A 9,522-nucleotide genomic window follows, 5' to 3' on the forward strand; every position below is an offset into this window, starting at 1 on the left:
CAAGACTGAAGTTCGAAGCTTCCAACGATCGTCATCCCGGCCGCAGCGAAGCGGAGAGCCGGGATGACGGCCTTCTTCACCGGCCCCAATCGAGTCCGGATCCTAGGGCTTCGCCGCCGCGGGCGGCTGGGGCTTGGGATACCAGAGCGCGTTGACGATCACCCAGCGCTCGCCGAACCGGCCAAGGTTCAGGTGGTCGACGAACCACGGGGTCTCCACCCGCGCCACCGCCACATTGCCGGCGACGTCGAGCACCCGCACCGTGCGATCCCACTGCTCGCGCGGGGTCTTCAGCGCGCCTTGCCGCGTCAGGCCCACAAGTTCGTCGCGGTTCATGCGCCGCAGGCCCAGGGTCTCGTCCGGGTCAGGCCGCGAGCGGATGGCGCGCTTGGCGAGGTCCGGGTGCAGCGAGCGGGTGACGCGCGCCACGTCGCCTTCCAGCTGGCCGTCGACATAGTCGTAGGCCACCGCCTCGACCGCCTTCACGGCGGCTGGGTCCAGTGCGGGCTGGGCCGTGTCGGCGGGCGGGGGCGCGGAACCGCCGAGGGCGATGGCGGCGAGCAGGGCGGCGATCATGGGCGTCTCCGAGTTGTGGGCGAAGGGCTGGTCACTCGACGGGGCGGGTCCAGACGAGGGCGGCGAGGTCCCTGGACTTCAGGTCGATCTCCTCGCCCTCGGGCGTGCCGTACTGGAAGCCCTCCAGGCAGGTCGGAAAGCCGTCCTCGAGCCAGAGGATGAATCCCATCAGCAGGGTCTTGCCGTCGATCGCGACCTCGGCGGTCGGCCCCTCGAGCGTGCGCGTGGGCCAGACGACGGGCGGCTGGCCCTTGTCGACGTCGAAGCAGGTGTAGAAGCCGTGGCCGGTGTTCTCGCGCTCGGGCGGCCGCATCGTCGCCAGCAGCGAGCGCAGCTGTCGCGCTATGGCCGGCCGGCCGTCGCAGATCGCGCCCAGCGCGGCCTTCTCAAGATCCGTGAAACCCGACATGCGCCCCCCTGGGCGCGAACCTTAGCGCCAAGGTCGCGGGTCGCCTATGGGGGCTCTTCGGGCTCAGGCCTCGGCCGGCTCGACCCGGCGGGCGAACGGCTCCTGCGGCTCGCCGGTCGCGGCCGCGCCGCCGGGCAGGACGAAGCCGATCAGCACCTCGCCGTCCTCGCAGCGGGCGAACACCGTGCCGCCGTGCATGGTGACGATGGCCTTGACCACGGCCAGGCCCAGGCCATGGACGTCGTGGCTGTGCTCGCGGGCCCGGTCGAGGCGATAGAAGCGGTCGAACAAACGGGCCAGATGCGCCTCGGGTATGGGGCCGCCGCGATTGCGCACGCCCAGGCAGACCTTGCCGTCCTGCGGCTCGATGGTCACGCGCACGGTCTTGCAGTCGACGCCGTGGCGGATGGCGTTGTCGAGCAGGTTGGTCACCGCCCGGCCCAGCAGCGAGGCGTCGGCGGCCACCATGCCGTCGCCGACCACCTCCAGCCGCACGCCGGCGTCCTCGAACAGGACGTCCAGGAAGTCGGCGGTCTTGTGGGTCAGGCCGGCCAGCGACACGGGTTCGAGATTGGCCGCCAGCGCGCCCTGGTCGGCGCGGGCCATGAACAGCATGTCGTTGATGATGCAGCGCAGGCGGTCCAGCTCTTCCAGGTTCGAGTGCAGCACCTCCTCCAGCTCGCCGGCTTCGCGGGGGCGGGAGAGGGCCACCTGGGTCTGGCCGATCAGGTTGCCCAGCGGCGTGCGCAGCTCGTGGGCGACATCTGCGTTGAACGAGGCCAGGCGTTCATAGGCGTCCTGCAGGCGGTCCAGCGCGCCGTTGAAGGCGGTCATCAGGCCCACCAGCTCGGTCGGCAGGTTCTGGGTCGGCATGCGCAGGCCAAGGTCGTTGGGGTTCAATGCGCGGGCCCGCTGCGACAGCCGGTCGACGGGGGCCAGGCCCTTGCGGGCGACCCACCAGCCCAGCAGGCTGACCAGCGCGATCGTCACCAGCGAAACGGCCAGCACCCCGACGCCCAGCACCCTGCGCGAGGCGTCGAACGGCGCGGTGTCGGCGGCGATCACCAGCCGCACCTCCGGCCGTTCCAGATAGGGCGGCACGCGGCGGGTCAGCGTCATGTAGCGCTTGCCGTCGAAATGGATCAGGTCGACGCCGTCGCGCGCCCGGGCCAGGGCGTCGTCGGGCGCGAAGCGGAAGCGGGCGTCGGGACAGTCGACCCGGTAGCGGACGCCGCCATTGGCCGGAGTGAACGACTCCAGCTTGTCGCCCAGCATCGGCCAGCGCTTGGGATCGCCGGCGTGCCGGATCATCGCGTCGATGATCTCCATGCGGGCGTTCAGCTCCTCGGCCTGGTGGCGGCGCAGCTCCAGGCTCTGGAAGCCGAAGATGGCCACGCCGGCCAGCACCGACACCAGGGTGGTGGCGATGGCGAACATCAGGGCCAGCCGCCCGGCTATGGACTGGGGCCCGATGGCCTTAGGGGCGATCGAGGCGGCGGTCATTCGGGGCCTCTGTCGGGGCGGTATTCGAGCACGTAGCCCATGCCGCGCACGGTATGCAGCAGCTTGGTCTCGAACATCCCGTCGATCTTGGCCCGCAGGCGCTTGATGGCCACCTCGACCACGTTGGTGTTGGTGTCGAAATTGATGTCCCAGACCAGCTCGGTGATGATGGTCTTGGAGACGATCTGCGACTGGCGCCGGCCCAGGACGGCCAGCAGGGCGAACTCCTTGGCTGTCAGGTTCAGGCGGCGACCGGCGCGGGTGGCGCGGCGGGCCAGCAGGTCTAGGTGCAGGTCGCCGACGGTGATGGTGGTGGCCTCGCCGCGTCCGCGCCGGGTGATGGCCTGCAGGCGGGCCAGCAGTTCCAGGAACGAAAACGGCTTGACCAGGTAGTCGTCGGCCCCGGCGCCCAGGCCGCGCAGGCGGTCGTCGACGCTGTCGCGGGCGGTCAGCATGATCACCGGCGTCTGGCGGGTCTGGCGCAGGCGCTCCAGCATGGCCACGCCGTCGAGGCCCGGCAGCATGCCGTCCAGCACGATGGCGTCGTAGTCGAGGGTCTGGGCCAGGTGCAGGCCGTCTTCGCCGTCGCCGACGAAGTCGACCGAGTAGCCCTGTTCCGTCAGCCCCTTGCGCAGATAGGCGACGGTCTTGGGTTCGTCCTCGACGATCAGGATCTTCATGGTGGCGGCGGCCCGGCGGCGCGGTGTTCGTGCGGCGGAGGCGGAAGGCCTCCTCGAACAGCTTTGATACAGCGTCCTCGCGCCGACCGCCACGGCTGGGGCGGGAAGGGGGCTCGGCAGCGGCCGGGCGAGAACTGTAGCCTAGGTGCCAGACCGCTCGGGTCGCCAGGCTGACGCCAGCATGACATTTCTGACCGGAAGGCGATGGCGGCGCCGATGCGCGCCATCGCCAATTGCGAAGCTCGTCGATTCATGTCCAGGTTGCGCCCGATTTCGACGCGAGGATCGCGTCGCTGGCAGGGGCGTACGATGGCGATCTGGACGATCGAGGTGGTCAACGAAACCGGGGCGGCCAAGGACTTCTTCGTCTACAGCGAGCCGCCCAAGGTGCGTTTCTCGGGCCAGATGGTCGCGGTCCATCCCTGCGCCTGGATCACCTATCCGGGGATCCAGCCGGGTGATCGCCGCCGCTCGACCTTCAGCGAGAGCATCGCCATCTACGTGGACTTCAGCGCCAGGCCCGCGCCCGGCGTGGTGCTGATGGAAAACGCCAACGTGCCGGTCGACGCCCGGGCGCGCGACCGCGTCGACCTGCTCAACAACCCCGACCTCTTCGGACCCGTGGTGCATGACCGGTCGGACTACGGCACGGTCTCGCTGCACACGCCCGACCCGCTGTCCAACGGTTCGTTCCCGCCGCCTGCGACGATCGGGCTGGGCAAGTTCGGCGACAGCGACGTGCCGACCCCGATCGCCGGTTTCCTGCCCCAGCCCGGCGGCGTGTTCGTGATCGAGCCGTCGCACCGCTTCCACCTGGCGCAGGGGCGTCCGCTGCGCGGCGAGGCGCTGGCGCTGCATCCGCCGTCGCTGGTCGCCGTCGACTTCGACCAGGACAAGCTGACGGCGACGATCGTGGCCAAGGCCGACGGGACCTTCGCCGTCACCTACGAGCCGGTTTGATCGGGCGGAGACGAGCATGGCGGTCTGGACGATCGAGATCGTGAACGCCGGGGGCAAGGTTCGCAGCTATGCGCTGCTGCCCGCGCCGCCGGAGGTGACCCTGGACGGCGCGCCGGTGACGGTATGGCCCGCCGTCTGCGCGCCTTTCGACTATGTCGAGCCGAACGCGCCCCGCGCCGCCACCTTCAGCGAGGCGGTGCAGGCCCTGTTCGCCTTTCCGGCCAAGGTGGAGGTCGATCGTGTGATCAAGACGGCGTTCACGGTGCCGGTGAACCCGCTGGCCCGCGACCTCGTCACGATCACTCACATGGAGCACGAGGGCCCCAGCCGGGGCTTCGCCGAGAAGCTCACCGCCGGCGCCGCCGAGCCGGGTCACTTCGCGATCGACACCAAGGCCGACTTTCCGCAAGGCGACGGAGTCGTGCTGGGCATGACCAAGCAGATCGACAGCAACGAGCCCGTGCCGGCGGCGGTGTTCGACGCCCGGCAGCACGTCACCTACCAGATCCGGCCGCGTCCGGTGTTCCACCTGATCGAGGGGCGCTTCGTGCGCGGCAAGGTGCTGGACCTGTCGGCCAGGCCCAGCGCAGTCATCGACTTCACCGGGCGCGAGCGGGCCAAGGCCGCCATCGTCCAGGCGGCCGACGGCGTCTTCACGGTGACGTACGATCCGGCCTGAGGCGCGTCAGTCGACGCAGATCGCGCCGGTCGCCTTGCCGTTCACGACCTTGGCGTAGCAGCCGAACTGCACGTTCGAGCGCTTGCACTGGCCGGTCACCGGGGCGTCATTGGGTTCGAGGTTACCCTCGACGATGCAGCCGCCCTGGCACTGGGCGTTGTCGGTGCAGGCCTTGCCGGCGTCGGCATAGGGCACGACGCAGGTTGGCAGGCCCCGGCGGCCGACGGTCTCGATCTGGCCGCCGCGGGCGGCGCATGTCTCGGCGGTGTCGCTGCCCGAAGCCGCTTGCGACGGCGACGGCGGAGGAGCCGTCGGGGCGCAGGCGGCCAGGGTCAGCAGGGCGGCGGCGATCAGCGGAAGGCGCATCCGGGATACTCTTTCGTACTTTCGCCGCTAGCCGGCGATCAGCCCATGAACGCCGGCAGCCAGGCTTCGTTCGCCTCACGCAGCTTGGTCAGCGGGATCGAGAACAGGTCGGTCGAGGCGAAGGCCTCGCCGCCGGCCACGCCCGCGATGTTGGCGTGCACGCCGGCGTCCTTGGCCGCTTCCAGCAGGGCGTCCGGATCGGGCGTCGCCACCAGGTAGCGGGCCTGGTCCTCGCCGAACAGGTAGGGGTGGGCGTGGGCGTGGCTGGTGGCGTTCAGGGTGACGCCGACCTTGCTGGCTAGGGCGATGTCGGCCGCGGCGACCAGCAGGCCGCCGTCCGACAGGTCGTGTACGCCGGCCACCAGGCCCGAGCCGATCAGGCCACGGACGAAGTCGCCGTTCTTGCGCTCGACGGCCAGGTCGACCGGCGGCGGGGCGCCGTCCTCGCGGCCCAGGATCTCGCGCAGATAGATCGAGGCGCCCAGTTCGCCGTGCGTCTCGCCGATCAGCACCAGGGTGTCGCCCTCGGCCACGGCGCCAAAGCCCGTGCGCAGGTCGTAGTCGGCCAGCAGGCCAACGGCGCCGACGGTCGGGGTCGGCGGAATGGCGACCCCGTTGGTCTCGTTGTAGAGGCTGACGTTGCCGCTCACGACCGGGAAGTCGAGCACGCGGCAGGCCTCGGCCATGCCGTCGGTGGCGCGCACGATCTGGCCCATGGTCTCGGGCTTTTCGGGGCTGCCGAAGTTGAGGTTGTCGGTGATGGCGATCGGCACGGAGCCGGCGGCCGTCAGGTTGCGCCAGGCTTCGGCGACGGCCTGCTTGCCGCCCTCGTACGGGTCGGCCTGGACGTAGCGCGGGGTGCAGTCGCTGGTCACGGCCACGGCCTTGCCGGTGCCGTGGATGCGCACGATGCCGGCGTCGCAGCCTGTGGCGCTGTCTTCCAGCGTGTCGGCCATCACGTGGCGATCGTACTGCTCCCACAGCCAGCGCTTGGAGGCCATGTCGGGGCAGCCCAGAACCTTGAGCACGGCCTCTTCCCAGTTCTGCGGCGCGGCCACCTTGGCCGGATCGAGGCGGGCGTCGACCTTCGGTTCGGTCCACGGACGGTCATAGAGCGGCGCGTCGTCGAACAGCGGGGCCAGCGGCACGTCGCAGACGGTCTCGCCGTGGTGCTTGAGCACCAGGCGGCCGGTGTCGGTGGTGTAGCCGATGACGGCGGCGTCTAGGCCCCACTTCTCGAAGATGGCGTGGCCGTCCTGCTCGCGGCCGGGCTTCAGGACCGCCAGCATGCGCTCCTGGCTTTCCGACAGCATCATCTCGTAGGCAGACATGCCGGTCTCGCGCTGCGGGACCATGTCCATGTTCAGCTCGATGCCGACGCCGCCCTTGCCGGCCATCTCGACCGACGACGAGGTCAGGCCCGCAGCGCCCATGTCCTGGATGGCGGCGACGGCGCCGGTGGCCATCAGCTCCAGCGTGGCCTCGATCAGCAGCTTCTCGGCGAAGGGGTCGCCGACCTGGACGGTCGGGCGCTTCTCCTCGGAGTCCTCCGAGAACTCGGCCGACGACATGGTCGCGCCGTGGATGCCGTCGCGGCCGGTCTTGGAGCCGAAATAGACGACCGCCAGGCCCGGGCCCGGAGCGGCCGAGTAGAAGATGCTGTCGGCCTTGGCCAGGCCCACGCACATGGCGTTGACCAGGATGTTGCCGTTGTAGCCCTTGTGGAAGTTGGTCTCGCCCGCGACGGTGGGCACGCCCACGCAGTTGCCGTAGCCGGCGATGCCGGCCACCACGCCGTCCACCAGGCGCTTGGTCTTGGGGTGAGCCGGCTCGCCGAAGCGCAGGGCGTTCAAGAGGGCGATGGGGCGCGCGCCCATGGTGAAGACGTCGCGCATGATGCCGCCCACGCCCGTCGCCGCGCCCTGGTAGGGCTCGATGTAGGACGGGTGGTTGTGGCTCTCCATCTTGAAGATGATCGCGTCGCCGTCGTCGATGTCGATGACGCCGGCGTTCTCGCCCGGGCCGCAGATCACGCGCGGGCCGCTGATCGGGAACTTCTTCAGCTGGTTCTTCGAGGACTTGTACGAGCAGTGCTCGGACCACATCACCGAAAACACGCCCAGCTCGACGAGGTTGGGCTCGCGGCCCAGGCGGTCGAGGACGACCGCGTATTCCTCGGGCTTCAGGCCGAACTCGGCGGCCGTATCGGCCATCGTCTTGGCGGGGGACTTGGCGGGGGCGTTGGTCGGTGCGCTCATGGGCGCGCCTTCTAGCGCGGCTGAGGGGATTCCGCTATATTTCAGGTGACCAGAAAGGCGCTTCTCGCATGGGTGTCGAGATCAATCGCGGCGAGATCGAGCGTCTGGCCCACGAACTTTCCGAGATCACGGGGGAAAGCCCCGATGAAGCGGTCCGCAGCGCGCTTGCCGAGAAGATCGACCGTCTGGCCCGCCCAGCGCCCGGTTCGGCCGCTTATGAGGCGCGCAAAGCGGCTTTCTTTGCGCGGCTGAGCGCCCGGCCACGAACCGCTGACGCTCGAGCCTGGCGGCAGATCGAGGATGAGGACCTTTACGACGAGCACGGACAGCCGATCGGATGATCGTGGATACTTCGGCGCTTGCCGCGATCCTCCTGGAGGAGCCTGACGCCGGGCGCTTTTATGATGCGATCATGGCGATCGCCGAGCCCAAGCTTTCAGCGGCGTCATTCGTGGAACTCGTAGAGGTCTACACAAAGAAGATCGAGATCAATGACGTCATGGGGGATGTGGTGCGCGATGATCTGGGAATGTTGGGCGTTGTCATCGTGCCTGTAACTGCCGAACAGGCCTTGCTCGCGGGAGCGGCCAGGTTGCATTTCGGCAAGGGCCGTCACCTGGCCCGTCTGAACTATGGCGACAGCTTCTCCTACGCCTTGGCAAGGTCTCTCGACGCGCCGCTGCTCTTCAAGGGCGACGACTTCGCCCATGCCGACATCCGTCCGGCGCTCTGACGCCTGGCGGGAAAACTCTCGCGAAAACAGAAGCTAAGCAGGAACTAAGGCAGCTGCGCCGAAGGAACGGCGGGACTCTCGCGCCCGTTCTTCATCCGTGCGCATCGCAGCGCGCGGAACGAACAGGAGTAAGGCCCATGGGCGAGCAAACCCGCAATCCGCAGCAGCAACAGCAGAACCCGCAGCGCCAGGCGCCGGGCCAGCAACAGCAGCAGCGCCAGAACGAGCAAGGCCGCAACCCGGGCGGTCAGGAAAATCAGCCGGAGCGCGATCGCGACCGCTGATCTGAAGCTTCAGCGCATTTTCTGACGACGAACCGGTACCCACTTCGTCGGAAAATGCTCTGGGCGAGCGTTAGCAGCGCTCCATCGGAGGAAGGGTCGGCGTCGCTCCGCCGGCCCTTTTCGCGGGCTAAGCCTCAGGCGCTCTGGAAGACGCTGCGGAACAGGATCGCGCCGTCTTCCGAGCCGAGGTCGGCGTCGAACGAGCGGTCGGGGTGGGGCATCAGGCCCAGGACGTTGCCGCCGGCGTTGACGATGCCGGCGATGTCGCGGGCCGAGCCGTTGGGATTGTCCTTGTAGCGGAACACGACCTGGCCTTCGCCCTCGATGCGGTTCAACGTCTCTTCGTCGGCGAAGAAGTTGCCCTCGCCGTTGCCGACGGTCATGACCGCGTCGCGCTGCTCGCCGAAGGCGGCGGTGAAGCGGGTCTGGCTGTTGACGATGTCGAGCTCGACCGGCTTGCAGATGTATTTCAGCTTGGCGTTGCGCAGCAGGGCGCCGGGCAGCAGGCCGACTTCCGTCAGCACCTGGAAGCCGTTGCAGATGCCAACGACGGCGACACCCTTATTGGCGGCCGAGACCACCTCGCGCATTACCGGGCTCTGGGCGGCCATGGCGCCGCAGCGCAGGTAGTCGCCGTAGGAGAAGCCGCCGGGCAGGACGATCAGGTCCAGGTCGTCCGGCAGGGCCGTCTCCTGGTGCCAGACCATCTCGACGCGAGCGCCGGTGGAGCGTTCGACGGCGACCTTGCAGTCACGATCGCAGTTGGAACCCGGGAAGACGACGACGGCGGCTTTCATGGCGCGGGCCTGTAGCACCGTTCGAAGGCGATGTCAGGCGCCGGACAGGCGGAAACTGGCGAAACCGTCCGGCAGCCGGGTCGCTAGAGCGGATCGACATTCGGTCGTTCTGGTCGCTTCTCACCGAGTTTCCCCGCGAAGGTGTTGTGTCCCGAGAGCTTGGCGGGATGGTTTGGGTGTAGCCTCCGGTTTGGCCTGGCTGGAGGAACAGCGATGCTCGTGAAGCTGCATGGCAATGCGACGACGACGCCGAAGGTGCGTGCCTACATCCAGGCGA

The 9,522-nt window shown here is 68.8% G+C and carries 12 protein-coding genes; 5 read left to right on the forward strand and 7 right to left on the reverse strand.

The genetic code is table 11. The annotated features are described in order from the left end of the window. Positions 1-102: 102 nt before the first annotated feature. From SGCZBJ_RS15245 to SGCZBJ_RS15260, 4 genes are all read right to left on the reverse strand, one after another. The gene (locus SGCZBJ_RS15245; protein WP_101718836.1) at positions 103-576 is read right to left on the reverse strand and encodes a nuclear transport factor 2 family protein; all 474 of its coding nucleotides are present in this window, start codon (positions 574-576) and stop codon (positions 103-105) included. Positions 577-607: 31 nt separating this feature from the next. Further along, on the reverse strand, positions 608-985 hold the full coding sequence (locus SGCZBJ_RS15250; protein WP_101718837.1) for a hypothetical protein: 378 nt from the start codon (positions 983-985) through the stop codon (positions 608-610). A 63-nt stretch (positions 986-1,048) separates the two neighbouring features. After that, entirely contained in the window at positions 1,049-2,488 is a 1,440-nt protein-coding gene (locus tag SGCZBJ_RS15255; protein ID WP_240621528.1) for a heavy metal sensor histidine kinase, read from the reverse strand. Then, the gene (locus tag SGCZBJ_RS15260) at positions 2,485-3,168 is read right to left on the reverse strand and encodes a heavy metal response regulator transcription factor (protein ID WP_101718838.1); all 684 of its coding nucleotides are present in this window, start codon (positions 3,166-3,168) and stop codon (positions 2,485-2,487) included. Before SGCZBJ_RS15260 ends, SGCZBJ_RS15255 begins: the two co-directional genes overlap by 4 nt. 309 nt (positions 3,169-3,477) lie before the next feature. On the opposite strand from SGCZBJ_RS15260, the gene SGCZBJ_RS15265 reads away from it, so the two are divergent. Both SGCZBJ_RS15265 and SGCZBJ_RS15270 read left to right on the forward strand, forming a co-directional pair. After that, complete coding sequence (locus SGCZBJ_RS15265; protein WP_101718839.1) at positions 3,478-4,128, forward strand: hypothetical protein; 651 nt, start codon at positions 3,478-3,480, stop codon at positions 4,126-4,128. A gap of 16 nt (positions 4,129-4,144) precedes the next feature. Next, positions 4,145-4,807: a hypothetical protein gene (locus SGCZBJ_RS15270; protein WP_101718840.1), complete on the forward strand. Its 663-nt coding sequence runs from the start codon at positions 4,145-4,147 to the stop codon at positions 4,805-4,807. A gap of 6 nt (positions 4,808-4,813) precedes the next feature. Here the strand turns inward: SGCZBJ_RS15270 and SGCZBJ_RS15275 are convergent, their stop codons facing one another. Together SGCZBJ_RS15275 and purL are read right to left on the reverse strand one after the other, a co-directional pair. Further along, the gene (locus SGCZBJ_RS15275; RefSeq protein WP_101718841.1) at positions 4,814-5,173 is read right to left on the reverse strand and encodes a hypothetical protein; all 360 of its coding nucleotides are present in this window, start codon (positions 5,171-5,173) and stop codon (positions 4,814-4,816) included. A gap of 38 nt (positions 5,174-5,211) precedes the next feature. Continuing rightward, positions 5,212-7,431 carry a phosphoribosylformylglycinamidine synthase subunit PurL gene (gene purL / locus SGCZBJ_RS15280; protein WP_101718842.1) on the reverse strand — a complete coding sequence of 740 codons (2,220 nt, stop codon included), beginning with the start codon at positions 7,429-7,431 and terminating at the stop codon, positions 5,212-5,214. Between the two features lie 68 nt (positions 7,432-7,499). On the opposite strand from purL, the gene SGCZBJ_RS15285 reads away from it, so the two are divergent. The 3 genes from SGCZBJ_RS15285 to SGCZBJ_RS25675 all read left to right on the forward strand — a co-directional run bounded on the left by SGCZBJ_RS15285 (position 7,500) and on the right by SGCZBJ_RS25675 (position 8,448). Beyond that, positions 7,500-7,772, forward strand: a complete 273-nt coding sequence (locus SGCZBJ_RS15285) for a type II toxin-antitoxin system VapB family antitoxin (RefSeq protein ID WP_101718843.1) — start codon at positions 7,500-7,502, stop codon at positions 7,770-7,772. Beyond that, the gene (locus SGCZBJ_RS15290) at positions 7,769-8,164 is read left to right on the forward strand and encodes a type II toxin-antitoxin system VapC family toxin (protein WP_101718844.1); all 396 of its coding nucleotides are present in this window, start codon (positions 7,769-7,771) and stop codon (positions 8,162-8,164) included. Before SGCZBJ_RS15285 ends, SGCZBJ_RS15290 begins: the two co-directional genes overlap by 4 nt. 137 nt (positions 8,165-8,301) lie before the next feature. After that, positions 8,302-8,448, forward strand: a complete 147-nt coding sequence (locus SGCZBJ_RS25675; protein WP_164467334.1) for a hypothetical protein — start codon at positions 8,302-8,304, stop codon at positions 8,446-8,448. A gap of 134 nt (positions 8,449-8,582) precedes the next feature. Here the strand turns inward: SGCZBJ_RS25675 and purQ are convergent, their stop codons facing one another. After that, a complete protein-coding gene (gene purQ / locus SGCZBJ_RS15295; protein ID WP_101718845.1) occupies positions 8,583-9,245 on the reverse strand; it encodes a phosphoribosylformylglycinamidine synthase subunit PurQ in 663 nt (220 codons plus the stop codon). Positions 9,246-9,522 lie beyond the last annotated feature (277 nt).

Source organism: Caulobacter zeae (genome assembly GCF_002858925.1).
GTDB classification, from domain to species: domain Bacteria; phylum Pseudomonadota; class Alphaproteobacteria; order Caulobacterales; family Caulobacteraceae; genus Caulobacter; species Caulobacter zeae.

Coding starts and splice junctions, on each gene's coding strand:
- SGCZBJ_RS15285 (WP_101718843.1), top strand. CDS start 7,500: ATGGGTGTCGAGATCAATCGCGGCGAGATCGAGCGTCTGGCCCACGAA.
- SGCZBJ_RS15290 (WP_101718844.1), top strand. CDS start 7,769: ATGATCGTGGATACTTCGGCGCTTGCCGCGATCCTCCTGGAGGAGCCT.
- SGCZBJ_RS15260 (WP_101718838.1), bottom strand. CDS start 3,168: ATGAAGATCCTGATCGTCGAGGACGAACCCAAGACCGTCGCCTATCTG.
- SGCZBJ_RS15255 (WP_240621528.1), bottom strand. CDS start 2,488: ATGACCGCCGCCTCGATCGCCCCTAAGGCCATCGGGCCCCAGTCCATA.
- SGCZBJ_RS15245 (WP_101718836.1), bottom strand. CDS start 576: ATGATCGCCGCCCTGCTCGCCGCCATCGCCCTCGGCGGTTCCGCGCCC.
- SGCZBJ_RS15250 (WP_101718837.1), bottom strand. CDS start 985: ATGTCGGGTTTCACGGATCTTGAGAAGGCCGCGCTGGGCGCGATCTGC.
- SGCZBJ_RS25675 (WP_164467334.1), top strand. CDS start 8,302: ATGGGCGAGCAAACCCGCAATCCGCAGCAGCAACAGCAGAACCCGCAG.
- SGCZBJ_RS15270 (WP_101718840.1), top strand. CDS start 4,145: ATGGCGGTCTGGACGATCGAGATCGTGAACGCCGGGGGCAAGGTTCGC.
- SGCZBJ_RS15275 (WP_101718841.1), bottom strand. CDS start 5,173: ATGCGCCTTCCGCTGATCGCCGCCGCCCTGCTGACCCTGGCCGCCTGC.
- SGCZBJ_RS15265 (WP_101718839.1), top strand. CDS start 3,478: ATGGCGATCTGGACGATCGAGGTGGTCAACGAAACCGGGGCGGCCAAG.
- purQ (WP_101718845.1), bottom strand. CDS start 9,245: ATGAAAGCCGCCGTCGTCGTCTTCCCGGGTTCCAACTGCGATCGTGAC.
- purL (WP_101718842.1), bottom strand. CDS start 7,431: ATGAGCGCACCGACCAACGCCCCCGCCAAGTCCCCCGCCAAGACGATG.